Source organism: Actinoplanes oblitus, from assembly GCF_030252345.1.
Classification (GTDB): domain Bacteria; phylum Actinomycetota; class Actinomycetes; order Mycobacteriales; family Micromonosporaceae; genus Actinoplanes; species Actinoplanes oblitus.
In genome coordinates this window covers 2,712,797-2,737,559 of the sequence record NZ_CP126980.1, presented here as the reverse complement: position 1 = coordinate 2,737,559, position 24,763 = coordinate 2,712,797, and the positions used below count along the sequence as shown (strand labels likewise).

Annotated in this window: 25 protein-coding genes; 18 read left to right on the top strand and 7 right to left on the bottom strand. The window is 72.4% G+C overall.

Annotation, left to right across the window (positions count from 1 at the left end):
- The first annotated feature begins 19 nt into the window (after positions 1-19).
- A complete protein-coding gene (locus tag Actob_RS12320) occupies positions 20-787 on the top strand; it encodes an inositol monophosphatase family protein (protein ID WP_284920264.1) in 768 nt (255 codons plus the stop codon).
- A gap of 128 nt (positions 788-915) precedes the next feature.
- Here Actob_RS12320 and Actob_RS12315 read toward each other — a convergent pair whose 3' ends face one another.
- Entirely contained in the window at positions 916-1,827 is a 912-nt protein-coding gene (locus tag Actob_RS12315; RefSeq protein ID WP_284920263.1) for a DUF3618 domain-containing protein, read from the bottom strand.
- Between Actob_RS12315 and Actob_RS12310 the strand changes: the two genes are divergently transcribed.
- Positions 1,793-2,398 carry a hypothetical protein gene (locus Actob_RS12310; protein WP_284920261.1) on the top strand — a complete coding sequence of 202 codons (606 nt, stop codon included), beginning with the start codon at positions 1,793-1,795 and terminating at the stop codon, positions 2,396-2,398. The two genes, Actob_RS12315 and Actob_RS12310, sit on opposite strands and share 35 nt — an antisense overlap.
- 144 nt (positions 2,399-2,542) lie before the next feature.
- A complete protein-coding gene (locus Actob_RS12305) occupies positions 2,543-2,989 on the top strand; it encodes a hypothetical protein (RefSeq protein WP_284920260.1) in 447 nt (148 codons plus the stop codon).
- Here Actob_RS12305 and Actob_RS12300 read toward each other — a convergent pair.
- Complete coding sequence (locus Actob_RS12300) at positions 2,955-3,374, bottom strand: phage holin family protein (protein ID WP_284920259.1); 420 nt, start codon at positions 3,372-3,374, stop codon at positions 2,955-2,957. The genes Actob_RS12305 and Actob_RS12300 overlap by 35 nt on opposite strands.
- A 412-nt stretch (positions 3,375-3,786) precedes the next feature.
- Between Actob_RS12300 and Actob_RS12295 the strand changes: the two genes are divergently transcribed.
- The 6 genes from Actob_RS12295 (at position 3,787) to Actob_RS12270 (ending at position 10,084) form a co-directional block, all read left to right on the top strand.
- Positions 3,787-4,815 carry an autoinducer 2 ABC transporter substrate-binding protein gene (locus tag Actob_RS12295; protein WP_284920257.1) on the top strand — a complete coding sequence of 343 codons (1,029 nt, stop codon included), beginning with the start codon at positions 3,787-3,789 and terminating at the stop codon, positions 4,813-4,815.
- Positions 4,815-6,314 carry a sugar ABC transporter ATP-binding protein gene (locus tag Actob_RS12290; RefSeq protein ID WP_284920255.1) on the top strand — a complete coding sequence of 500 codons (1,500 nt, stop codon included), beginning with the start codon at positions 4,815-4,817 and terminating at the stop codon, positions 6,312-6,314. The genes Actob_RS12295 and Actob_RS12290 overlap by 1 nt, the downstream gene beginning before the upstream one ends.
- Complete coding sequence (locus tag Actob_RS12285; RefSeq protein WP_284920254.1) at positions 6,311-7,294, top strand: ABC transporter permease; 984 nt, start codon at positions 6,311-6,313, stop codon at positions 7,292-7,294. Before Actob_RS12290 ends, Actob_RS12285 begins: the two co-directional genes overlap by 4 nt.
- Entirely contained in the window at positions 7,291-8,334 is a 1,044-nt protein-coding gene (locus Actob_RS12280) for an ABC transporter permease (RefSeq protein WP_284920253.1), read from the top strand. Before Actob_RS12285 ends, Actob_RS12280 begins: the two co-directional genes overlap by 4 nt.
- Positions 8,331-9,482, top strand: a complete 1,152-nt coding sequence (gene rhaI, locus Actob_RS12275; RefSeq protein ID WP_284920252.1) for an L-rhamnose isomerase — start codon at positions 8,331-8,333, stop codon at positions 9,480-9,482. The genes Actob_RS12280 and rhaI overlap by 4 nt, the downstream gene beginning before the upstream one ends.
- A gap of 209 nt (positions 9,483-9,691) precedes the next feature.
- On the top strand, positions 9,692-10,084 hold the full coding sequence (locus Actob_RS12270) for an Hpt domain-containing protein (RefSeq protein ID WP_284920251.1): 393 nt from the start codon (positions 9,692-9,694) through the stop codon (positions 10,082-10,084).
- Positions 10,085-10,118: 34 nt separating this feature from the next.
- Here Actob_RS12270 and Actob_RS12265 read toward each other — a convergent pair whose 3' ends face one another.
- Positions 10,119-11,321 (bottom strand): response regulator, encoded by a 1,203-nt coding sequence (locus tag Actob_RS12265; protein WP_284920250.1) that lies wholly within the window; start codon positions 11,319-11,321, stop codon positions 10,119-10,121.
- A gap of 126 nt (positions 11,322-11,447) precedes the next feature.
- Between Actob_RS12265 and Actob_RS12260 the strand changes: the two genes are divergently transcribed.
- Together Actob_RS12260 and Actob_RS12255 are read left to right on the top strand one after the other, a co-directional pair.
- Complete coding sequence (locus tag Actob_RS12260; protein WP_284920249.1) at positions 11,448-12,632, top strand: GAF domain-containing sensor histidine kinase; 1,185 nt, start codon at positions 11,448-11,450, stop codon at positions 12,630-12,632.
- 4 nt (positions 12,633-12,636) lie between these two features.
- Positions 12,637-14,241: a methyl-accepting chemotaxis protein gene (locus Actob_RS12255; protein WP_284920244.1), complete on the top strand. Its 1,605-nt coding sequence runs from the start codon at positions 12,637-12,639 to the stop codon at positions 14,239-14,241.
- Positions 14,242-14,248: 7 nt separating this feature from the next.
- On the opposite strand, the gene Actob_RS12250 is transcribed toward Actob_RS12255, so the two are convergent.
- Positions 14,249-14,641: an ATP-binding protein gene (locus Actob_RS12250; RefSeq protein ID WP_284920243.1), complete on the bottom strand. Its 393-nt coding sequence runs from the start codon at positions 14,639-14,641 to the stop codon at positions 14,249-14,251.
- Between the two features lie 150 nt (positions 14,642-14,791).
- Between Actob_RS12250 and Actob_RS12245 the strand changes: the two genes are divergently transcribed.
- Entirely contained in the window at positions 14,792-16,735 is a 1,944-nt protein-coding gene (locus Actob_RS12245; RefSeq protein ID WP_284920242.1) for a hybrid sensor histidine kinase/response regulator, read from the top strand.
- 30 nt (positions 16,736-16,765) lie between these two features.
- Here the strand turns inward: Actob_RS12245 and Actob_RS12240 are convergent, their stop codons facing one another.
- Entirely contained in the window at positions 16,766-17,401 is a 636-nt protein-coding gene (locus Actob_RS12240; protein WP_284920241.1) for a response regulator, read from the bottom strand.
- Positions 17,402-17,488: 87 nt separating this feature from the next.
- On the opposite strand from Actob_RS12240, the gene Actob_RS12235 reads away from it, so the two are divergent.
- The 6 genes from Actob_RS12235 to Actob_RS12210 all read left to right on the top strand — a co-directional run bounded on the left by Actob_RS12235 (position 17,489) and on the right by Actob_RS12210 (position 24,160).
- The gene (locus Actob_RS12235) at positions 17,489-19,189 is read left to right on the top strand and encodes a GAF domain-containing sensor histidine kinase (protein ID WP_407653619.1); all 1,701 of its coding nucleotides are present in this window, start codon (positions 17,489-17,491) and stop codon (positions 19,187-19,189) included.
- Between the two features lie 206 nt (positions 19,190-19,395).
- Complete coding sequence (locus Actob_RS12230; protein WP_284920239.1) at positions 19,396-20,352, top strand: Acg family FMN-binding oxidoreductase; 957 nt, start codon at positions 19,396-19,398, stop codon at positions 20,350-20,352.
- 1,158 nt (positions 20,353-21,510) lie between these two features.
- Positions 21,511-22,215: an energy-coupling factor ABC transporter permease gene (locus tag Actob_RS12225; protein WP_284920238.1), complete on the top strand. Its 705-nt coding sequence runs from the start codon at positions 21,511-21,513 to the stop codon at positions 22,213-22,215.
- Between the two features lie 43 nt (positions 22,216-22,258).
- Positions 22,259-22,606: a PDGLE domain-containing protein gene (locus tag Actob_RS12220; RefSeq protein ID WP_284920236.1), complete on the top strand. Its 348-nt coding sequence runs from the start codon at positions 22,259-22,261 to the stop codon at positions 22,604-22,606.
- 1 nt (position 22,607) lies between these two features.
- Positions 22,608-23,360 (top strand): cobalt ECF transporter T component CbiQ, encoded by a 753-nt coding sequence (gene cbiQ / locus Actob_RS12215; RefSeq protein WP_284920234.1) that lies wholly within the window; start codon positions 22,608-22,610, stop codon positions 23,358-23,360.
- A complete protein-coding gene (locus Actob_RS12210; RefSeq protein ID WP_284920233.1) occupies positions 23,357-24,160 on the top strand; it encodes an energy-coupling factor ABC transporter ATP-binding protein in 804 nt (267 codons plus the stop codon). The genes cbiQ and Actob_RS12210 overlap by 4 nt, the downstream gene beginning before the upstream one ends.
- On the opposite strand, the gene Actob_RS12205 is transcribed toward Actob_RS12210, so the two are convergent.
- A complete protein-coding gene (locus Actob_RS12205; protein WP_284920232.1) occupies positions 24,111-24,290 on the bottom strand; it encodes a hypothetical protein in 180 nt (59 codons plus the stop codon). The genes Actob_RS12210 and Actob_RS12205 overlap by 50 nt on opposite strands.
- A 64-nt stretch (positions 24,291-24,354) precedes the next feature.
- Entirely contained in the window at positions 24,355-24,747 is a 393-nt protein-coding gene (locus Actob_RS12200; protein ID WP_284920231.1) for a peptidoglycan-binding domain-containing protein, read from the bottom strand.
- Between the last annotated feature and the right edge of the window lie 16 nt (positions 24,748-24,763).

Sequence of the window (24,763 nt, the reverse complement as noted above, 5' to 3'; positions counted from 1 at the left end):
CTGCACTACGGTCCGATTCATGGATCATGAGACCGCCATCGCTGCCGCGCTGGCCGCCGCCGACGTCATCCGGAACCATTACGGGCACGCCCTGGACCGGGTCGACAAGGGCGGCGGCGACTTCGCCACCAGCGCGGATCTCGCCGCCGAGCGGGCCGTTCACGACGTGCTGCGCGGCGCCTGCCCGGACGACGCGATCACCGGCGAGGAGACCGGCGCCTCCGGGCCGGCCGACGCCCGGCGGCGCTGGCTGGTCGATCCGCTCTGCGGCACGCTGAACTACGCGGTACGCACCCCGCTCGTCGCGGCCAACGTCGCCCTGCGGGACGGTGACCGGGTGACGGCGGCCGCTTCCGCCGATCCGTTCACCGGCGAGACGTACTGGACGGACGGCACGGTCGCGCGGGTCCGCCGCCCGGACGGCACCGACGCGCCGCTGGTCCCGGCCCCCGGCTCGGCGCTGGTCGACATCAACCTGGACCCGCCGTTCCCCGTCGAGCCGGCCCGGGTGATCGCCGTGCCGGGCTTCCGGGAGCGTTTCCGCCCCCGGGTCATGTCGACCACCCTCGCGCTGCTCTGGGTCGCGGACGGGCGCCGGGCGGCCTACCTGACATACGGCGATGTCCGGGACAGCGTGCACTTCGCCGCCGGGATCGCGATCTGTGAGGCCGCGGGATGCGTGGTCACCGGGACCGACGGCGCCCCCTGGCGGTCCGGAGCCGGCTTGCTGGCCGCGGCCGACGCCGACACCCACGCCGCGCTGCTCACCCTGATCCGCGCGGCCTGACCCTCCGGCCGCCCCGGAGCACCGCCATCTCACGCCCAGCAACACCCAGCGCGGCCTGACCCTCCCGACCGCCCCGCCATCTCACTGACAGCGACACCTAGGGCGGCCGAGAAGGCCGGTGGCGTAGGTCAGCGGGAGCGGCGGATCAGGGCTACGGCCGCTCCGGCGGCGGCCAGAGCGGCGCCGAGCATGGCGTACTCCTTCGGGTGCGCGGCGAATCGGCGTCGCGCCGAACCGAACGCGGCCGTGGCGCGTTCGGCGGCATCCGCGGCCGACGTGGCCATCCGGGTCCCGGCCTGCGCGGTCGCCTCGGTGATGTGCCCGGTACCGGTGCCGCTCGGGGTCATCGCCTCCCTGGCGTGCGCTCCCATGGCCGCCGTTGTCTCCTTGAGACCTGCCATCTTGTCCGTGGCCGTCTCCCGCAGGCCTGCCGCACGGCCGTCCGCGGCGCCCGGCGAGGTCTTCCGGTCCGCGTCCGTGCCCTTCATCGCGGCGGCTTTGTCACCGACCGCTTCCTTCAGCGCCGCGGTCTTCCCGGCAGCCGCGTCCGTCAACCCCGCTGCCTTGTCGGCAGCCGCATCCTTGAGCCCGGCCGCCTTGTCCGCAGCCGCATCCTTGAACCCGGCCGCCTTCTCGGCAGCATCCTTGAAACCGGCCGCCTTCTCGGCAGCCACGTCTTTGAGCTGGGCCGTCTTGTCGGCGGCCGCGTCCTTGAGGCCGCCGGCCTTCTCGGCAGCCACGTCCTTGAAACCGGTGGCCTTTTCGGCAGCCGTGTCCTTGAGAGCGGCAGCCGTGTCCTTGAGACCGGCGGCGGAATCCTTGAGCTGCGCGGTCTTCTCCGCTGCGGAATGCTTCACCCGGGCGGGGAGGTCGGCCTTGGCGACCAGCGCCTCTACGGTCTCCCCCATCTCGGCACGGGTTCGCTCGATCTCCTCACGCAACTCCTCGGGGTCACGCGGCTGATGCGAGCCCGGGCCGGTGGTCTCCGGCTTCGACTGAACAGACATGGACGAACTCCCCTTCGGCGTCTCCGGCTTCATCGATTGCCCCGCAACCGGCGCATCCGGCTTCAACGGCTCCCCCACATCCGGCCGCCCCGGCTTGGCGCCGACGCCGTGCGAACGGTCCGGCGATTCCGTCCTCGCCTTCCCGCCGACCGGCTCCGTCGCGGCTCGCGCCGGGACCGACGTCACCGTCTCGGCCTTCTCGGCGGCAGCCTCGACGGACGCGGGGATCTTGACCGGACCGGGCGGCTCCGTCTTCGCGGAAGCCGATCCCGGATTCGCGGCTGTCGCCTTCGGCCCGTTCTGCCCGCCGGCCGGGCCCTGCTTGCCCGCGGCACCCGGCGACCCGGGCTTTCCCGCCGCACTCGACGCCTCCGGTTTGGGGGACGCGGCCGGAACCGGCGGATGCGGTGAGGGCGCGGGCTTCGCGCTACTCGACGGCACCGACTTGGCAGACGTGGCCGCAGTCGGCGGATGCGGTGAAGGCGCGGGCTTCGCCTCCGCCACCGGAGGATGCGGTGAAGGCGCGGGCTTCGCCTCCGCCACCGGAGGATGTGGAGCGGGCTTGCGGGCATCCGCGGGCGACGGCCCGGGCTTCGGAGCGTGAACTTCTGCGGCGGACGGCTTGGGACCGCCGGTCTGGGGCGGCCCCGGCTTGGGGGTGGTCGCCTGCGGCGGCCCGGGCTTCGGGGTCGCTGCCTGCGGCGGGCCGGGCTTGGGAATGGTCGCCTCCGGCGGGCCGGGCTTGGGAATGGTCGCCTCCGGCGGGCCCGGCTTCGGAGCGGTCGCCCGCGGCGGGCCCGGCTTCGGGGTCGCTGCCTGCGGCGACCCGGCAGGGGTGGCGGCCTGGGACGGCTCCGGCTTCGGCGCCTGGGACGGGGTCGGCCTCGGGCTGGGGTTGTTCTTCGGGGCGGTGCCGGCGGAGGTTTTGCCGGTCCGGGCGGCACCCGGCGAGGTAGTGCCGCGGCCGGTGGTGACCGGGGCCTTCCCGGCCGGGCCACCGCTGCCCGGGGAAGCGCCGGCCGGCCCGCCGCTGCCCGGCGACGCGCCCGGGCCGCCGGCCGATGAGGCCTTGGCCGGGCCGGGGCTCGGAGCGCTGGTCCGGGTGGTGCCTTCCGAGGTGCGACCGGAGCCGGCGTTGCCGCCGCTGGTGGCGTCGTCGGTCACAGGTTCCTCCCGCTGCGGGCCGCGTTCATGAAGGCGTCGACGTCCTCACGGCCGCTCTCCATGGCGGCCTCCGGGGTCGGCGGCACCGCCCGGTGGACCTCCTGCCGGCCCGCCAGCGCTGTCACGCCGGCGGTGAGGAACAGCGCGGCAGTCACGATCAGGGCGGCCAGCCATACCGGCATGACCAGCGCCAACGCGGACCCGGCGGTGACGAAAAGGGCACCGAGTCCGTACATCGCGATGACGCCGGCGGCGCCCAGCATGCCGGCGCCCTTCCCGGCGCGTTTGCCTTTCTCCACCATCTCCATGCGGGCGAGCGTCAACTCGTCCCGGACCAGTGTCGAGACCTGCTCACTGAGCCGGCTGACCAGTTCCGCGGTAGACGCCTGTTCGCTCGGCGTGTCCGTGTGCGCCATCGTCCCCTCCGTCCTGTGCAGCTTCCGAAGACTTCACGTACCCGTCCCAACCCCACCTAATCACCCCGTCACCCGGCCTGACCGGCCCGCGGACCGGCCGACGCTCGGGACGGCGAGGAAGCGAAGGCGGAGGCCGGCGAAAGCGGGCCGGAGGAAGCGAGTCCGGCACGGGAGGCGGCGCCGGGCCGCGGGACGCCGCGAGAAGACGGGCGGCCCTCAGGCGGATACCCGGGGCGGGGGCTGGTCGCGTACCGAAAACGGATCGGGAGCGACAGCGGACCGCGACCGGACCGGCTTGAAACGTCTCATCGGCATATCGACCGCGTCTGAACTAGGCCCTTGACCGCCTCATAACCCCACCGTAACCTGGGCCACATTCCGACTAGAACGTTTCAAGTCGCTGGAGGCATCCATGCGTTCCCGACTCTCCCTTGCCATCGCGATCACCACCACCGCCGCCGTCGCCCTCGCCGGCTGCACCAAGAAGAACGACAACGACACCGCCACCGGCAGCGCCGACGGCAAGAAGACGTACAAGGTCGCCTTCGTCCCGAAACTGCAGGGTGTCCCCTACTTCGAGGCGATGAACGCCGGCGGCAAGGCCGCCGCCACCGCCCTCGGCAACGTCGAGTGGCTCTACCAGGGGCCGACCCAGGCCGACGCCGCCGCGCAGGCCGACATCGTCCGCTCCTACATCCAGCAGAAGGTCGACACCCTGATCGTCGCCCCGAACGACCCGGACTCGATGGCCCCGCTGCTGCAGCAGGCCAAGGACGCCGGCATCCACGTGGCGACCGCCGACACCGACGCGCCGACCAGCGTGCGGGAGGTCTTCGTCAACCAGGCCACCGCCGAGGGCATCGGCCAGGGTCTGACGGACGCCCTGCTCAAGGCCATGGGCGGCAAGGGCAAGTACGCGATCGTCTCCTGCGGCCAGACCGCCGAGAACCTCAACTCATGGATCAAGGTGCAGCAGGCGTACACCAAGACGAAGTACCCGGACACCACCATCGTCGACGTCGTCTACGCCGGTGAGGACCAGGCCAAGGCGACCCAGATGGCCACCGACCTGATGAACGCGCACCCGGACCTGACCGGCCTGGTCGGCGAGTGCACGTCGTCAGCGCCGGGCGTCGCGCAGGCGGTCAAGGACGCCGGCAAGATCGGCAAGGTCTTCACCGTCGGCCTCGGCACCCCGCAGTCGATGAAGCCCTACCTGACCGACAAGTCGTCGTCCGCCGCGATCCTCTGGGACGTGCAGAACCTGGGCTACCTGACCGCCTGGGCCGGCACGCGGATCGCCGAGGGCAAGCAGTTCCAGGCCACCAACGACGTCAGCGACAAGCTGCCGGCGGTCACCTACGACGCGGCGAGCAAGATGCTGCTGCTCGGGCCGGCCCTCGCGATCACCTCCGAGAACGTCGACCAGTTCAACTACTGATGATCGACGAGAAACCCAGGCTGCGCCTGGCCGGGACGGCGAAGCGGTTCGGCGCGGTCCGCGCGATCCAGCACGCCGATTTCACCGTACGGGCGGGCCGCGTGCACGCGCTCGTCGGTGAGAACGGCGCCGGCAAGTCCACGCTGATCAAGATCGTGTCCGGGGCGGAGACCGCCGACGCGGGCACCGTCGAGTTCGACGGCGAGCCGGTCCGGATCGCGCACACCACCGACGCGATAGCGCTCGGGATCGCCACCGTCTACCAGGAGCCGCAGCTCTTCGCCGAGCTCACCGTCGCGGAGAACATCTTCCTGGGCCGTGAGGTCAAGAAGGCCGGGCGGGTCGACTGGGCGGAGCAGAACAGGCGGGTGGTCGAGCTGCTGGAGCGGCTCGGCCTCCCGGCCCGCTACGCCACCGCCACCGTCAACACGCTCTCGGTGGCCGAGCAGCAGCAGGTGTCGATCGCCAAGGCGCTCGCCGCGAAGGCGAGCGTGCTGATCCTCGACGAGCCCTCGGCGATCCTCACCGACGCGGAGATCGACGTGCTCTTCGACCTGGTCCGGCGGCTGACGGCGGACGGCGTGGCGGTCATCTACATCTCGCACCGGCTGGACGAGCTGTTCCGGATCGCCGACGAGGTGACGGTGATGCGCGACGGCCGGACCATCGGCACCTACCCGATCGCTTCCCTCTCCGTGCGCCGCATCGCGGAGTTGATGGTCGGCGGCATCCTCTCCGACGAACGTCCCCACCGCGCCATCCCGACCGGACCGCCCGTCCTGGAACTGCGCGGCTTCGGCCGGGCCGGCCGGTTCCACGACGTCGACGTCACGGTCCGCGAGGGCGAGATCGTCGCCCTCTACGGTCTGGTCGGCTCCGGCGTCTCGGAGATCGCCGCCTGCGTCTACGGCATCGACAGCGCCACCTCCGGCGAGCTGCGGATCGGGGGTACGACGGTCCGTCCGCGCTCACCCCGCGAGGCACAGAACCTGGGCGTCGCGCTGCTGCCGGCCAACCGCAAGGCGGAGGGCATGTTCGGCTTCCAGTCGATCGCCTTCAACATCTCGGCCGGCCACCTGCGGCTGCTCTCCCGCTTCGGCGTCTGGCTGGACCGGGCCCGGGAGAAGGCCGTCGCCGTCGACCTGATCCGCCGGCTCGCGGTGAAGACGCCCAGCGAGCGCCAGCCGATCAGCGCCATGTCCGGCGGCAACGCGCAGAAGGTGGTGCTCGCCCGGCAACTGGTGGAACGGCCGCGGGTGCTGATCCTGGCCGAGCCGACCCAGGGCGTTGACGTCGGCGCCAAGGAGGAGATCCACCGGATCATCACCGAACTGGCCGAGAGCGGCACTGCGGTCCTGGTGGTCACCTCCGATCTGCCGGAGGCGCTGCGGATCGCGGACCGGATCCAGGTGGTCCGGGGCGGGACCACGACGGCGTCGTTCGGCCCGGACGCCAGCCAGGTGGATCTGCTGGCCGCGGCCGCCGGCGGTGCCGAGTGAACGGCAAGCCCCGGGTCCTGCCGGCGCCGGTGACCGGCCAGGAGGTGGTGCTGCTCGGGGTGATCGCGGTGCTCTGGACGGCGCTGGCGGTCAGCACGCCGGCCTTCCTGACCGCCGGCTCGATCCAGCCGCTGCTGGTGGCCACCGCGCCGGTCGCCCTGGTCGGGATCGGCATGACCATCGTGATCGTCACGGGCGGCATCGACGTGTCGGTCGGCGGGGCGATCATGGTCTGCTCGGTGCTGACCGCGAAGGCACTGGTCGAGGCGGAGGCCGGGCTCGGCGTCGCGGTGCTGCTCGCGGTCGCGGCGGGCGGGGTGCTCGGGCTGGTCAACGGCGTGCTGATCGCGTACGGCCGGGTGCACGCCATCATCATCACGTTCGGCACCGCGAACCTGTTCCTCTTCCTCGGCCTGCGGATCTTCGGGTCCGGGACGGTGAACGGGATCCCCGGCACCCTCGCCTTCTTCGGGCGCGGCACGGCCGGCCGTACGCTCGGCGTCCCGCACGCCTTCCTGATCACCGCGCTGCTCACCGTGGCCGCGTGGTGGTACCTGCGGCACACCGCCGGTGGCCGGCACTTCTTCGCGATCGGCGGGGACGCGCAGGCGGCGCGGCTGGCCGGGGTACGGGTGCGGCGGCGGGTGCTGCTGGCGTACCTGACCACCGGGCTGCTCGTCGGCCTGGCCTCGTGCTTCGTCATCGCGCAGGGCACCTCGACGCTGGACCAGTCGGTCGGTTCCGGCAAGGAACTGGCGGTGATCGCGGCCGTGGTGATCGGCGGCACGTCCATCATGGGCGGCCGCGGGTCGGTGCTCGGCACGTTCCTCGGCGCGCTGCTCGTGCAGTCGGTCGCCTCCGGCGTCACCCAGCTGGGCTGGCGCTCGCAGCTGTCCGACCTGTTCGTCGGCGTCTTCATCATCGTGGCGGTCGGCGCCGACCTGCTGCGCGCCCGCGCTCGCGCCCGGAGGAACCGATGACCGAGAGTTTCGGCGCGCGACTCCTGCGCGTCCTGCTCACCCAGCGGATCGCGCTGCTCGGGCTGCTGATCGTCGCCGTCGTGAGCACCTTCTTCATCCAGGACGCCGGCGGCTACCTGACCGCGCCCTACGACTTCGACTACATGTCGGCGGCGCTGATCAACGCCGTCCCGCTGGCCATGCTCGGCCTCGCCGAACTGCTGGTGATCCTGTCCGGGCGCGGCGGCATCGACCTCTCGGTGGGCGCGATCGTCTCGCTGGCCGGCATGACCTTCGGCTTCGCGTACGGCGAGTGGGGCTGGCCCCTCTGGGCGGCGATCATCCTCACCGCCCTGTTCGGGGCGCTGTGCGGCGCGCTCAACGGCTTCCTGGTGTCGTACATCGGGTTCCCCGCGTTGATCGCCACGCTGGCCACCTACTACGCGTACAAGTCCCTGGCCATCGTGATCAACGACCAGCAGCCGATCAGCACCAAGCCGATCCAGCAGCTCTTCTCGATCAGCGAGTCGGTGGAGTTGCCGCTGTTCGGCCAGTACGTCCCGGACGTGCCGCTGGGCATCTTCACGTTCCTGGTGCCCACCGTGGTGGCGGTCTGGGTGCTGCTGGCCCGGACCGCGTACGGCCGGCGGCTCTACGCGATCGGCACCAACGACGTGGCGGCCCGCTGGTCCGGTCTGCCGGTGCGGGACACCCGGTTCACGGCGTACGTCTACGCCGGCCTGCTCTCCGGGCTGGTCGCCGTCGTCACCGTCGGCCAGTTCGCCTCGGCCCGCCCGGACGCCGGGGTCTCCGGCAACGGGATGGCGCTGCCGGCGATCACCATCGCGGTCCTGGGCGGCGTGGCGATCACCGGCGGCATCGGCCGGGTGGCCGGCGTCGTGCTCGCCACGCTGCTGATCGTCTGGCTGAACGCCGGGATCCTGCTCGCGTTCGTCGGCAACGAGGGCGCGCAGTACCAGTTGCTCGCGCTCGGCGCCGTACTGATCTTCGCGGCCCTGCTCAACGGACTCACCAACCGCCGTTACGGAGGAACATCATGAACCTGGACGGATTGGACGGCTTCACCGTCGAGGTGCCCAGTTGGGCGTACGGGAACTCGGGCACCCGGTTCAAGGTGTTCGGCCAGCCCGGGGTGCCGCGCGACCCGTACGAGAAGATCTCCGACGCGGCCCAGGTGCACCGCCTCACCGGCCTCGCCCCCCGGGTCTCGCTGCACATCCCGTGGGACACCGTCGACGACTGGTCCGGCCTGCGCGACCACGCGGCGAAGCGGGGCGTCCGGCTCGGCGCGATCAACTCGAACCTGTTCCAGGAGGACGACTACAAGCTCGGCTCGCTCTGCCACCCCGACCCGGCGATCCGCGAGCACGCGGTCCGGCACCACCTGCGGTGCATCGAGATCATGCGGGAGACCGGCTCGACCGACCTGAAGATCTGGCTGCCGGACGGGCTGAACTACCCCGGGCAGGACTCGCTGCGCGGCCGGCAGGACCGGCTCGCCGAGTCGCTGCGGCGGATCTACGACGCGCTCGGCGACGACCAGCGGATCCTGCTGGAGTACAAGTTCTTCGAGCCGTACTTCTACAGCATGGACATCCCGGACTGGGGCACCTCGCTGCTGCACTGCCTGGCCCTGGGCGAGAAGGCGACGGTGGTGCTGGACACCGGGCACCACGCGCCGGGCACCAACATCGAGTTCATCGTGATGCAGCTGCTGCGCCAGGGCCGGCTGGGCGCGTTCGACTTCAACTCGCGCTTCTACGCCGACGACGACCTGATCGTCGGGTCCGCCGACCCGTTCCAGCTCTTCCGGATCATGTCGGAGATCGTGGCGGCCGGCGCGCACCGGCCGTCCTCCGGGGTGAACTTCATGCTCGACCAGTGTCACAACATCGAGGAGAAGATCCCGGGCCAGATCCGCTCGGTCCTCAACGTCGAGCAGGCCCTGGCCAAGGCGCTGCTCATCGACCAGGAAGCGCTCGCCGCCGCGCAGCGCGACGGCGACGTCCTGGCCGCCAACGCGATCCTGATGGACGCCTACGAGACGGATGTCCGGGGCGCGCTGGCCGACCGCCGGGAGGCGCGGGGGCTGCCGCGCGACCCGGTGGCGGCGTTCAAAGCCTCGGGATACGCGTCGAAGGTCGCCGCCGAGCGCGTCGGCGGAACACAAGCTAGCTGGGGCGCCTGACCAGGGTCTTGGTCTTGGTGACCAGCCACGGGCAATGAAGAGGGCGGCGATCGTTTTGGACGCGCAGCGGCCAGATCGCCGCCCTCGGCCCGCGCGGGAGCATGCGATCCGTACCCCAGCGGACGTGCGAATATGAAGACCGTGAATTTGATCTTGCGCTTTCCCGCGTTTCCCGGCCGAAGACCGATTGATCAGCGCAGGATGAGCAAATGTTCGAGGAGCGGCTGGCGGCGGTCCGGGACCGGATCGAGACGATCACCGACCCGGATCCGACGCCGGCCGAGCGGGCCCTAGTGCTGCGGCTGCTGCGGAACTTCGCGGCCCGGACCCCGGACGCCGTCGACCAGGTCACCGCCTCCCTGGAGAACGCGGCCGACCTCGGGGTGCTGCGCGACCAGGCGCACGCGCTGAAGGGCTCGGCCGGCAACATCGGCGCGGCCGCCCTGGCCACGCTCTGCGCGACGGTGGAGGATCAGGCGCGCGCCGGGAAGCTCACCGACCCGGTGAGCATGGCCGGTCGGATCCGAGCCGAGGCCGCCGGAGCGCTGCGGGCGGTGACAGCGCTGGCCGAGGAATACGAGGCGGCCGCGAGCCGTCAGTGACCGCGCCGGTCGCCGGCGACGCGGCCGCGAGCGATCAGCGGTGGCCGGCGTAGGCGGTCGGCTTGACGCCGGCCCGGTACGGGACCGCCGCCAGCACCTCCTCGACCAGCTCCACCGCCCGCGCGAAGTTGGTCAGCCGGTCCAGCATCAGCTCGGTCAGCACGGTGTCCTTGCCGATCAGGACCAGCCCGTTGGTCGCCACCACGTCCTCGATCAGCCGCATGCCGACCTCCAGCTCGCGCACCCGGACGCTGCGCACGGTGTCCTCGACCGCGCGCACCCCCTTGAGCCGGCGCAGCGCCGCCACCACGTGCGGGTGGTGGTCGTCCCGCTCCTCGATCGCGGTGATCGCGTTGACGTCGGTGCAGCCGCGGAACCGCAGCGCCTCGAACGCGATGGCCGTCCGCAGCACCGCGATCCCGTCCTCGACCAGCGCGGACCGGCCCTCCGGCCCGGCCGGGCCGCCGGACAACCCGCTCACGATGGCGAGCACGTCCTGCATCATCGGGATGTCACCGAGCAGCCGCAGCGCGATCCGCGGCATGGCGTCGACCGACGCCTGCTCGTCGGCGCTCAGCGGCAGGCCCCGCTCCACCTTCGCGAGCGTCGAGGCGGGCACCGTGATCGCGCCCAGCTGGGAGGCCATCGCGGCGACCTCGATCTCCCACAGGCCGGCCAGCTGGAGCACCCCGCAGAGTTCGCCGACCAGCGTGCTGATCCGGCCGGCCCGCTGGTAGGCGGGCGGGTTGGACAGCTCCAGCACCCCGAACAGCGCCTGCACGCCGGTGCGCAGCGTCCGGTCGAGCAGGTCCCGCTCGGCCATCGCCTGGTTGTGCTTGGCCACCGACTCGCGGATGGCCGCGCGCAGGGCGTCGGTCTCGGCCGGCTTCGGCAGGTAGCGGTACACGCCGCCGGAGTTGATGGCGGCCACCGCGGTGGCCATATCGCCGTACCCGGTGTGCAGCACCCGGGTGGTGTCCGGGTACTCCATCTGCACCCGGCGCAGCAGCTCGATGCCGTTCATGCCGGGCATCCGCATGTCGCTGACCACGGCGGCGGCCGGTCCGTGCTCGGCCAGCACCTGGAGCGCCTGCTCGCCGTCCGTGGCGGTGAGCACCCGGTTCTCCCGGCCGAGTTGCAGGGCGAGCGTCTCGAGCACCGTCTCCTCGTCGTCGACGACCAGTACCAGGGGCTTCTTGTCGTCGGCTCCGGCCGACTTGTACAGCTCGGTCCGCATGGGCTCCTCCTCCGTGATGTGCCGGCGTCACCTATCGACCCCGCGTCCCGGCGAATGAGCGTTCGGCCGAACTTCTCAAGTCGGCCGGGGCGGTCGCCGAATCTCACCCTCGTGAGACGGAGCCAGATGAGCACAGTCGGCGACGCGGCCCGGGTGGCCGCGGTGCACAGCTATCAGCTGCTCGACGCGCCGCGCCCGGTCGTCCTCGACGAGCTGACCCGGCTGGCCAGCTCGGTCTTCGAGACCCCGATGTCCACCGTGACGCTGGTCGCCGGTGACCGGCAGTGGTTCGCCGGCAGCACCGGCATGCCGGGCAGCGGCGGACCGCTGAGCAGCTCGTTCTGCGGGCACGTGGTGGACAGCCGGATGCCGCTCGTCGTGCGTGACGCGCTGACCCACCCGGTCTACTCGGCCTGGGCGAACGTGGTCGGCGCGCCGCACATCAGGTACTACGCCGGTGTCCCGCTGATCGACGAGGACGGGCACGTGCTCGGCACCATGTGCGTGCTCGACGACCGGCCCCGGGAGACCGGGGACAAGCAGGTCGACCTACTGCGCACGATGGCCGGGCAGGCCGCCGGGCACCTCTCCGCGATCCGGAACCGGCTGCTGCTGGCCGAGATCGGCGACGAGCTGTCCCGGGCGATCAGCCGGGAGGAGGACTTCGTCGCCACCGTGTCGCACGAGCTGCGCACCCCGGTCACCACCATCCAGGGGTACCTGGAGCTGCTGGTGGACAACGAGGAGCTGGAGCCGTACCGGAAAATGATCGAACCGATCCAGCGCAACGGCGAGCGCCTGGTCCGGATGGTCGACCACCTGCTCGCCGGCACCCGCCCGCCGGGCACCCCGCTGCCGCTGCTGCGGGCGCAGACCGACCTGGTCACGGTCGCCGGCGCGGCGATCGCCGCGTGCCGGTCGCAGGCCGCGCAGCGCGAGGTGACGCTGCTGCTGGAGGGTCCCGCGGAGCCGGTCGGGGTGCCTGGCGACTTCACCCGGCTCAGCCAGGCCGCCGAGCACCTGGTGCGCAACGCGGTGCTGTTCAGCCCGGCCGGCTCGGTGGTGCGGATCCGGATCGACGAGACCGGCCTGGACGTCGTCGACGAGGGTGCCGGCATCCCGGCCGACGAGCTGCCGCACGTGGTCGAGCGGTTCTACCGCGGCCGGTTCGCCCGGGAGCAGGCGGTGCCCGGGGTCGGTCTGGGCCTGAGCATCGCCCAGCGGATCATGAAGGCGCACGACGGCACACTGACCGTGTTGTCGGACGGTTCCGGAATGGGCACCACCGCGAGGTTGTCCGTGGTCTGCTGATCGCATGGCATTGTTGCGTCGTCTGCGTCTGGCCGGCCGACTCGCGGTGGCCTTCGCGATCGTCCTGGTCCTGCTCGGTGTCGCGGTCGCGGTCGGCGCGGTCGGCCTGAACCGGCAGTCCGACACCGCCGCGAAGGTGCAGTCCCTGCAGCGGCTGCTGCACCAGGTGGACGAGCAGAAGTACTACGACGCGGACATCTCCGGGTGGCAGGTGGCCTACGTCTGGGACGCCTACCGGCTCGGCGGCCCGCAGGCGGTCGATCCGGCGAGCGATAACCGGGCCGGTTTCCTGGCCGACCAGCAGAAGCTGGTCGAACTGCTCAAGTCCACCGACACCGGGGCCATGTCGGCCGACGAGCGGAAGATGTTCGCCGACCTGTCGAGCAACTGGGACAAGTACTTCCAGGCCGACCTGCAGGCGGCCGCGCTCTACGCCAAGGGCGACCTCAAGGGCGGCGACAAGGTCATCCTGGGCCCCGGCTACGAGCTGTACTTCGTGATCGTGGAGGGCACCGACAAACTGGTCGCCTCGGTCACCGAGCGGGCCGCCGAGGCCACCACCACGGCCCGCCGGCAGGCGGCCACCGCGCGGAACACGATGATCGTGGTCTTCCTGCTCTCCGTCGCGGCGGCGGTGCTGCTCACCGTGCTGGTCACCCGCAGCATGACCCGGCCGATCGGCCGGCTGGTGCAGGCGCTGCAGGCGATGGCCCGCGGCGATCTCACGGTCCGCGCGGACACCGCCGGCCAGGACGAGATCGCGGTGATGGGCCGGGCCGTCGACGAGGCGGTCGCCGGGATCCGCGGCACCGTGGCGGAGATCGCCGAGAACGGCTCCAGGCTGCGGGACGCCTCCGAGACGATGCGCCGGGTCAGCGCCGAGATCGACAGTGCCGTGGCCGAAGCCGATCAGCAGGCCGGGCTGGCCGCCGCGAGCGCCTCCGGGGTCTCCGGCAACGTGCACACCGTCGCCGCCGGCACCGACGAGATGGGCTCGGCGATCAGCGAGATCTCCCGCAACGCCGGCGACGCCGCGCAGGTCGCCTCGGACGCGGTCGCCGCGGCCCGCGCCACCAGCGCCACCATCAACCGGCTCGGTGACTCGTCCGCCCAGATCGGTGACGTGATCAACGTAATCACCACGATCGCCGCGCAGACCAACCTGCTCGCCCTGAACGCCACGATCGAGGCGGCCCGGGCCGGTGAGTCGGGCAAGGGCTTCGCCGTGGTCGCCAGCGAGGTGAAGGACCTGGCCCAGGAGACCGCCCGGGCCACCGAGCAGATCTCCCAGCAGATCGCCGCGATCCAGAACGACACCGGCCAGGCGGTGACCGCCATCGACGAGATCAGCCGGATCATCGAGCAGATCAGCGACTACCAGACCACCATCGCCTCGGCGGTCGAGCAGCAGAGCGCCACCACCGCCGAGATGAACCGCGGGGTCAGCGAGGCGGCGGCCGGCGCCACCGACATCGCCGGCAACATCGCCAGCGTCGCGCACAGCACGGCGGCCAGCCGAGCCGCGGTGAGCCAGGCGGCCCGCACCGCGCAGGACGTGGAGACGCTCGCCGAGCAGTTGCGGTCCGCCGTCCAGCGGTTCCAGATCTGAGACCGCTTCACGGTACGGGCGGCGGGCTGGGCAACAACGTCACCCGCACCTGCTTGCCGCCCTCGTGGTTGTGCACCGACCAGGCCGCGGCGAGCGCCTCGATCAGCGCGAGTCCCCGGCCGCCCTCGTCGTCCGGGTCGCGGCGCCGGGGCACCACCGAGGAACCGTCGGCGACCGAGATCATCACCTGACCGTCGTGCGCCTCGACCTGCAGCGCGAGGCAGCCGCCACCGTGCCGGACCGCGTTGGTGACCAGCTCGCTGACCACCACGGCGGCCCCGTCGAGCCAGTCCTGATCGGCGAATCCCCACCCCGCTAGGACGGCGACCACCGCCCGGCGGGCCGCGCCGGGAGCGCCGTGGTGCAGTGGAACGTCCAGGTAGGCGGTCAACGCGCTCATGCAGTGCTTCCCCCGACGGCGAGCCGCCGGACTTTCCGAGTCGCCGGTATGCGGGCGCAGAGTACCCGCGCCGAGCGGTTCGCGAAACCTGCGCGCGCCAATTGCCTCTTATAAACGTTTACAGGCTTTATGTCGCTCTACAGTACGGTGGTGGCAGCGGTGCTGGTCGTCGAGGACAACCCGGAACATCAGGCGGTGCTCGCCGAGATCGTCCGGCGGCTCGGCCACCGGGTCACCGTCGCCGACGACGGCCGCGACGGACTGGCCACCGCGCTGGCCGGCCGGTTCGACCTGATCGTCGCCGACGTCGACATGCCGCACCTGGACGGGGTCCGGATGTGTCGGGCGCTGCGCGCCGACCCCCGCACCACGGACGTGCCGGTCGTGCTGATCACCGGCTACCTGCCGCCCGGCGACGACCTGCTCGCCGACGCCGGCGCGGCCGCCGTGGTGTCCAAGCCGTTCAGCGTCCATGGCCTGAACGAGACGCTGCGCCGGTGTCTGCCGGCACCGCCGGAGGCGCCGTTCCTGACCGAGCTGATGCACAGCCTGGACACCGGGGCGGTGGCCTGCGACCGGCAGGGCCGCATGGTCTTCGCGAACCGGGCGGTCCGCGAGTTCTTCGGCGACGACTGCGCCACCGTGCCGCTCCGGGACTGGCCGCACCGGTTCCAGCTGCGCCACCACGACGGCACCCCGCTGCGTCCCGGCGAACTGGCCCTCGACCGGGCACTGCGCGGTGACGTGGTGCACCACGCCGACCTGCGCGCCTGCGACCGGCAGCACCGGCTGCGCTGGTTCTCGATCAACGCCCGGCCGGTCCGGGACGCGGACGGGGCGGTGCTCGGCGCGGTCGCCGCGGTGCACGACGTGACCGCCGGCCACCACCAGATCCAGTACGAGAAGTGCAAGGCCGAGGTGCTGCAGGCGCTGGTGCACGCGCCCGACGTCAAGCACGCCGGGGCGGCCGTACTCCGCAGCGTCTCCGACTGCCTGGACTGGCCGTACCTGCGGTTGTGGCTGATCGACGAGGTCTCCGGGCGGCTGCGGCCGATCGTCACGCACGCCGTGCCGGGCGCCGGTGGTGCCCCGCTGCCGTCCGCCATCGAACGCGGCCAGGGACTGGCCGGGCTCTGCTGGGAACGCGGCGAGCTGATCTGGGTGCCGGACATCCACGCCGCCGACTCGCCGGTGCTGCCCAAGGTGGCGGCCGGGACCGGCTACCGGGCGGCCGGCGCGGTGCCGGTGCTCAGCGCGGAGCAGGTGGTCGGGGTGGTCACCTTCTTCACCCCGGAGCGGCAGGACCCGGAACCGGCCCTCGCGGTGCTGCTCACCGGCATCGCCGGGCTGCTCGGCGCCTATCTGGAGCGGCGCCGCTCGGACGAGCTGGCCCATCAGCTGGCGGCCAGCATCGGCGAGTACATCGCGCTGGTCGGCCACGAGCTGCGGACCCCGCTCACCTCGATCGCCACCTACACCGACCTGATCGCCGAGTCCGGCGACGACACCACCATCGGCGAGGTCCGGGACCTGCTCGCGGTGATCGAGCGGAACAACGCCCGGTTGCGCTCGCTGGTCGAACGGCTGCTCGACCTGTCCGCGCTGGAGTCCGGGCACGCCGGCCTGACCATCGGCACCGTCGACCTGTCCGAGCTGCTGCGCTCGGCGGTCGCCACGGTCCTCGCCGAGGCCGGCGAACCGCATCCGCGGGTGGCCGCCGAGCTGCCGGACCGCCTGGCGATCCCCGGCGACCGGGCCCGGCTGCGGCAGGTGGCGGAGAATCTGATCGGCAACGCGGTGAAGTACAGCCCACCCGACGGCACCGTCACCGTCACCCTCACCGCTGACGACGACACCGCCGTGCTCACCGTCACCGACACCGGCATGGGCATCCCGGACGACGAACGCAACCGGCTCTTCGCCCGCCTCTACCGCGCCACCAACGCCCGGCACAGCGGCATCCCGGGAGCCGGCCTCGGCCTGGCCCTGAGCCGCGCCATCGTCGAGCTGCACCGCGGCACGATCACCCTGACCGCCGGCGAGGCGGGCGGCACCGTCGCCACCGTCCGCCTGCCGCGCGCCGCCGAGTCCTAAGGTCGCCGGGCACCCGCGCCGGGAGACGCCTCAGCCGTGGCCGAGGAGCTTGGTGGCGAGCACCGCCGCCTGGGTACGGCGCTCCAGGCCCAGCTTGGCGAGCAGGCTGGACACGTAGTTCTTCACCGTCTTCTCGGCGAGGAACATCCGGGCCGCGATCTCCCGGTTGGTCAGGCCCTCGGCCACGAACTCCAGGATCCGCCGCTCCTGGTCGGTCAGGCCGGCCAGCTCACGGGGCTGCTCGACACCGTTGCGGATGCGCTCCAGGACCCGCTGGGTGACCGCCGGGTCGAGCAGCGACTGGCCACCGGCCACCCGGCGGACCGCGTCGACCAGGTCGGTGCCGCGGATCTGCTTCAGCACGTATCCCGAGGCGCCCGCCATGATCGCGGCGAACAGCGCCTCGTCGTCCTCGTACGACGTCAGGATCAATCCCTTGATCGTCGAGTCCACGGCCCGCACGTCCCGGCAGACGTCGATGCCGTTGCCGTCGGGCAGGCGGGCGTCCAGCACCGCCACGTCCGGCCGCAACGCCGGGATGCGCGCCGCCGCCTCGCGCGCGGAACCGGACTCGCCGACCACCTCGATGTCGCCGCCGGACTGGAGCAGATCGATCAGGCCGCGGCGGACGACCTCGTGGTCGTCGAGGAGAAAGACTCGGATCATGTGGCCCATCTTTCCCCCTGCCGACCCGGGCACACAGGGTCGAAGGTCCCGAGCCAGCGGGGACCGGCACCGGATACCCTCGGGGCCGTGGCCGAAGCATCTACCCCCTCGCTGGGCCTGAGCCCGCTGTCCCGGGTCCGTCTCGACGAGCTGCTCCAGGAGATGCTCGACCGGGTCGGCGACGTGGTGAACAGCCGGGAGCGGCTGCGCGCCCTGCTCGACGCGGTGGTCGGCATCGGCTCCGACCTCGACCTGCGCAGCACCCTGCAGCGGATCGTCGAGGCGGCGTGCGCCCTGGTCGGCGCCAAATACGGCGCGCTCGGCGTGCTCGCGCCCGACCATCGCAGCCTGTCCGACTTCATCACGCACGGGATCGACCCGGCCACGCACGCCACGATCGGCGACCTGCCGCACGGCCGCGGCGTGCTCGGCCTGCTGATCACCGAGCCCAAGCCGGTACGGCTGCCGGACATCCGCAAGCATCCGCACTCGTTCGGCTTCCCGCCGCACCACCCGCCGATGCACAGCTTCCTGGGTGTGCCGGTGCGCACCCGCGACCACGTCTTCGGCAACCTCTACCTGGCCGAGAAACAGGGCGCCGCCGAGTTCAGCGAGGACGACGAGGAGATCGTGGTGGCCCTGGCCGCCGCGGCCGGCGTGGCGATCGACAACGCCCGGCTCTACGAGCTGGCCCAGCGGCGGGAGCGCTGGCTGGCCGCCGCCGCGGAGATCACCGGCGTGCTGCTGGGCACCGTGCACCGCACCGAGGCGCTGCGGCTGATCGCCCGGCGGGCCCGCGAGGTGGCCGGTGCCGAGCTGGTCCTGGTGCTGCTGCACGAGGAGGAGCACGCGCGCTACCGGATCGAGGTGGCCGAGCCGGAGCAGGCCGGCCTGACCGGCAAGGTGCTGCCCGCCGACAGCGCCGTCGTCCGGGACTTCGGCGCGGAACGCCACCGGCTGCTGGACGACCTGCGGGCCGCCGCCGAGTGGCCGGGGCCGGTCCCGGCCGGGCCGGCGCTGGCCGCGCCGCTGACCGGGGTGGAGCGCGGCGTGCTGATCGTCTCCCAGTCGGCCACCCAGGCGGCGCTCGGCACCGACGACGCGGTGCTGCTGTCCACCTTCGCCGGGCAGGCCGCGCTGGCCCTGGAACGGGCCCGCGCCCAGGAGGAGCGGGAGCTGCTGGCGGTGCTGGAGGACCGCGAGCGGATCGCCCGGGACCTGCACGACGTGGTCATCCAGCGGCTCTTCGCCACCGGCATGCAGCTGCAGGGCGCGATCGCCCCGGCGGCCCGGCCCGAGGTGGCGAAACGGATCAACAGCGCGGTCGACGACCTGGACGCCACCATCCGCGACATCCGCCGGTCGATCTTCGAGCTGCGGGCGCCGGTCGGGCCGTCGCTGCGCGGCGAGCTGCTCGAGGCGGTGGCGGCCGCCGAGGCGGCCCTCGGGTTCCGGCCGGAGCTGGAGACGTCCGGGCCGGTGGACAGCGCGGTGCCGGACGACGTCGTACCGGAACTGCTGGCCGTCCTGCGCGAGGCCCTGGCGAACGTCGCGCGCCACGCGCGGGCGCAGAGCGCCCGGGTGTCGGTCCGGGTGGCCGGCGGCGAGCTGTTCCTTCAGGTACGCGACGACGGCGTCGGCATCGACCCGGCCCTGGCCCGCGGCGGCGTGGTGAACATGGGCGAGCGCGCCAGCGACCTGGGCGGCGCGTTCGAGATCGGCCCGGCCCCGGACGGCTCCGGCACCCTCCTCACGTGGCACGTGCCCCTCACCTCCGAGCCGGCGTAACCGGGCACTCGGCGCCCGGGCCCGCCGGGACTGCCCGCCCTGCCGCGGTCCCGGGCCCGCCGGGACTGCCCGCCCTGCCGACGGTCCGGGACCGCCGGGATCGTTGGCCCGGCCGCCGCCCTTGCGCGTCCGGACCGCCTGTCGTTCCGGCGAGCCGGGACTTTTGGCCCTGCCCGCGGCTCCGGACGCGGGGCACCTTGGAGGATGTGAACGGCTACGACGAGTCAGACCTGCGGCGCGCGGCAGCGGCCGGGATCCAGGCGCCCTCGATGCACAACACCCAGCCGTGGACCTTCCGGCTCCGCGACGGTGTCATCGAGGTGATGGCCGACCCGGCCCGCCAGCTCAGCGTCGCCGACCAGAGCGGCTGGGCCCTGCGCCTGGCCTGTGGCGCCGCCACCATGAACGCCCGGCTGGCGCTGGCCTGGGCCGGGACCCCGGCCGAGGTCACCCTGCTGCCCGACACCGGGCAGCCCGACCTGATCGCCCGGCTCGCCCCGGGCCGGCACCGCCCACCCACCTATCTCGAACGTGACCTGCACGCCGCTATCGAACGCCGGCACAGCAACCGGGAGCCGTTCTGGCCCGACCCGGTGCCGCCGGACGCCCGGATCCGGCTGATCGAGGCGGCTCGCGCCGAGAACGCCTGGCTGGACCTGCTCGTCGGGATGACCGCGCTGACCGGGTTCTCGGAGATCGCGCACAGCGCCGACCGGGTGCTGCGCCGCGACCAGCGATACCAGGCCGAGCTGATCACCTGGACCGACACCGCGAGCGCGACGGACGGCATGCCGGCCTACGCGGGCGCGGTGATCGGCGAGCACCAGGACCTGATCCCGCAGCGCGCGTTCACCGATCGGCGGCGCGCGCCGGGCCGGGACTACGAGCCGGAGCCGCTGGTCGCCATCCTGGGCACGGCCGGCGACACCCGGCTCGACCAGATCCAGGCCGGCCAGGCCCTGCAACGCGTCCTGCTCACCGTCACCGACGCCGGCCTGGCCAGCTCGATGATCTCCCAGCCGATCGAGGTGCCGGCCGCCCGCGACCAGCTCCGCCGTTCCCTGGGCCGCACCGGCTTCCCCCAGATAGCCCTGCGCGTCGGCTACGGCCGCCCGGGCCGCCAGTCCCCCCGCCGCCCCATCACCGACGTCCTCAACCCCTGACCCACCCCGCCCAGCCACCGCCCCTCCCCCATCGCGGCACTCCACCAACCACCCAACGCACACCCCGTCAGCTGGTCCTCACGGTGGTATCCCACCCCCGGGACACCACCGTGATAACCAGCCACGGCACCTGCAGCTGGCGCTCACGGTGGTATCCCACGACCGGACACCACCGTGACAACCAGCCACGGTGGCTGCGGCTGGCACCCACGGTGGCATCCCGCTTCCCGACACCACCACCACGACCAGCCACGGCCGCTGCGGCTGGCACCCACGGCGGCATCCCACGACCGGGCACCACCGCCACGACCAGCCACGCCCGCTGCGGCTGCGGCTGGCGCTCACGGTGGCATGCCGTGACCGGACACCACCGTGACAACCAGCCACGACGGCTGCGGCTGGCACTCACGGTGGCATCCCACGACCGGACACCACCACCACGACCAGCCACGCCCGCTGCGGCTGCGGCTGCGGCTGGCAGCCACGGTGGCATCCCGCGACCGGACACCACCACCACGACCAGCCACGCCCGCTGCGGCTGGGGCTGGGGCTGGCAGCCACGGTGGCATCCCGTGACCGGACACCACCGTGACAACCAGCCACGACGGCTGGAGCTGGCGCTCACGGTGGTATCCCGCTTCCCGACACCACAGCCACGACCAGCCACGCTGGCTGGGGCTGGCACTCAGGGTGGTATCCCGCAACCGGACACCACCACCACGACCAGCCACGCCCGCTGCGGCTGGCAGCCACGGTGGCATCCCACGACCGGACACCACCACCACGACCAGCCACGACGGCTGCGGCTGGCGCTCACGGTGGTGTCGCGTGACCGGACACCACCGCCACGACTAGGCACGGCGGCTGGGGGTGGGGGGGGACCTTGGGGTGGGGTTGGGGGGTCGGGGCCACCCGCGGACGTCGCCCTGGAGGGGTGGGCGTTCTGGACGCGCCAGCGTCCTGCCCGGCCCGGAAGGGTCCCTGGCGGGAGCGACGATCAGTGATCAGCGCGGATCCGAGTCATCGATCTCCTGACCCTGAATTTGATCTTGGTGAAAACGATCACGCACTCCCTAGTTGCCAAGGATGTGCAACAACCACACCTGCCTAATATGCTGACGCCTGGCGGGGACTTCCGGGCCCCGCGAGGGAGGCACCATGGATCCGCAAGCGATGCACATCGCGAACGGGATCGTCAACGGTCCGGTGTCCGCGCTGTTCGTGGTCTTCGCGGTCGCCGCGCTGGCGGTCTGCGTGGTGAAGGCGCGTGCCGACCTGGACGACCGGCTCGCGCCGATGGCCGGGCTGGTCGCGGCGTTCATCTTCGCCGTGCAGATGCTGAACTTCCAGGTGCTGCCGGGCGTCTCGGGGCACCTGCTCGGCGGCACCCTCGCGGTGATCCTGGTCGGGCCGTGGGTGGGCGCGCTCTGCATCGCCACCGTGCTGATGGTGCAGTGCCTGCTGTTCGCGGACGGCGGCCTGACCGCCATCGGGCTGAACATCACCAACATGGCGATCCTCGGCACCGCCGCCGGATACCTGCTGGTGGTGGCGCTTGTGAAGGTCCTGCCGAAAACGCCTGGCGGGCTCGGCACGACGGCGCTGATCGCCTCGATCGTCTCGGTCACCGTCGCCTCGCAGGGTTTCGTCCTGGAGTACGCGCTGGGCGGCACCACCGAGCTGTCGCTGGTCGGGATCTCGCTGACCATGGCCGGGGTGCACGTGCTGATCGGCATCGGCGAGGGCGTCATCGCCGCCACCACCGTGACGACCGTGGCCCGGGTCCGGCCCGACCTGGTCTACGCGCTCCGCAAGTTCCGCAAGCCGGTCACCCCGGCGCCCGAGATGGAGGCCGCCGCATGAGCCGCACGCCGGTCACCCCCGCGCCCGAGACGGAGGCCGCCGCATGAGCCGCAAGCTCGGCTGGTTCGTCGCCGGCGGCCTGCTGGTCGCCCTGCTCCTGGCCGGAGTGGTGAGCAACTTCGCCTCCGGCAGCCCGGACGGCCTGGACGCGACAGCCCGGAAGGGCTGCACCTTCGACGCCGACGGCCGGATCACCGGCGGCACCTGCATGGCGCAGCGGGAGCAGGGCCATCAGATGAAGGACAGCCCGCTCGCCGGCTACGGCATCAGGGGCGTCGACAACCCGTATCTCTCCACCGGCCTGGCCGGGGTGGCCGGCGTGCTGCTCACCTTCGGCATCGGCGCGGGCGGGTTCTGGCTGGCCCGCCGCCGCGAGCGGAAGGCGGCCTGAGGTGGGTGCCGGGCACGCCCACCCGCTCTACCTGGACCGGGGCGGCCGGGTGCACCGGCTGGCCCCCGAGGTCAAGATCATGGCGGTGCTGCTGTTCACGATCGTGGTGGTGCTGACCCCGCCGACGTCGTACCCGGCTTTCGCCGGCTATTTCGTTCTGGTCGCGGCGCTGGCGGTCGTCGCGCGGGTGCCGGCGCTCTGGCTGCTCAAGCGGGCCACCATCGAGCTGCCGTTCGTGCTGCTCGCGATCGCCCTGCCGATCGTCGGGCACGGGGAGCGGGTGCAGTGGCTGGGCATGTCGCTGTCGGTCGACGGCCTGCACGGCGCCTGGAACATCTTCGCCAAGGGGACGCTCGGCGTGCTGGCATCGCTGCTGCTGGCGGCCACCACCACGATGCGCGACCTGCTGCTCGGCCTGGACCGGCTGCGGGTGCCGGCGGTGTTCACCCAGATCGCCACGTTCATGCTGCGCTACCTCGACGTGCTCGCCGACGACGCGCGGCGGATGCGGATCGCGCGGCTGAGCCGCGGCTACGACCCGCGGTTCCTGTGGCAGGTGAAGGCGTTCGCGGTGGGCGTCGGGTCGCTGTTCCTGCGATCGTACGAACGGGGCGAGCGCGTCTACCTGGCCATGGTGTCCCGTGGCTACACCGGCCGGCTGCCCTCGCCGAACGACCGGCGCGCACCCGCCGGTGAGTGGGCGGCGGCCGCCACGCTGCCGCTCATCTCGCTGGGGATCGCGGTTCTAGCATGATCGACGTGACGACTCCCGCTCTGCAGGTCGCCGGGCTGCACTACGCCTATCCGGACGGCCGGGCCGCGCTCCGCGGCGTCGACCTGACCCTCGCCCCCGGTGAACGGGTCGCCCTGCTCGGGCCGAACGGCGCCGGCAAGACCACGCTGGTGCTGCACCTCAACGGCATCCTGCACGGCGGTGGCGGGACGGTCGAGGTGGCCGGGCTGGCGGTCCGGGCGGGTGACCGGGCCGCGATCGGCGAGATCCGCCGCCGGGTCGGCATCGTCTTCCAGGACCCGGACGACCAGCTGTTCATGCCGACGGTGGCCGAGGACGTCGCGTTCGGCCCGGCCAACCTGGGGCTGCGCGGCGCCGAGCTGGACGCGCGGGTGGACGAGGCGTTGCGGGCCGTCGGCATGGCCGAGCACCGCGACCACGTGCCGCATCACCTGTCGTTCGGCCAGCGGCGGCGGGTGGCGGTGGCGACGGTGCTCGCGATGCGCCCGGAGATCCTGGTCCTCGACGAGCCGTCGTCGAACCTCGACCCGGCGAGCCGCCGGGAGCTGGCCGAGATCCTGGACGCGCTGCCGGTGACGCTGCTGATGGTCACCCACGACCTGCCCTATGCCCTGGAGCTGTGCCCGCGCTCGGTGATCCTGGACGCCGGGCGGATCGTGGCGGACGGCGCGACCGGCGCGTTGCTGGCCGACCGCGAACTGATGCGCGGTCACCGGCTGGAGCTGCCGTTCGGCTTCGACCCGTCGGCGGTCAGCCGCTCTCGTGGCCGCGGCGTGACCGCAGACGATCGGCGTCGATAGCCGCCGTGATGCCGTCCCGCACCGCGGCCCGGACCACCCGGTAGACGACGGCCAGGATCACCCCGGTCAGGGCCAGCCAGCCCAACGTCTTGATCAGCAGCACCACGGCGGGGTCCCAGCCGTCCAGCATGTCAACACTCCCAGGAAACGGTGGAGGACGTCGCGGCTGCCGCGACGCCCTCCACCTTGTCGGTTCAGGCGGCCTGTTGCAGCGATCCGCCGCGACTGCCGCCGATCAGGGCCCGCCAGGTCTCCGGCCCGACGACGCCGTCGACGATGAGGCCGGCGTCGGACTGGAAGGCGCGCACCGCCGACTCGGTGACCGGGCCGTAGACCCCGTCCGGGTCGGTGGTGGAGCCGCGCCGCTGGCAGAACTCGTGCTGCACCCCGCGCACCGCGCTGCCCCGGGCGCCGGGGCGTACGTCGACGATCAGGGCCTGCCACGTCTCGGCGCAGACGATACCGTTGTCCGGGATACCCTTCGCGCGCTGGTAGGCGCGTACCGCGTCGCCGGTCTGGGCGCCGAAGACGCCGTCCACCGTGACCGTGTGACCGTGGGCCTGCAGGAGGTACTGCAGGGTGGGCACGGGGTGTTGCGTCGAA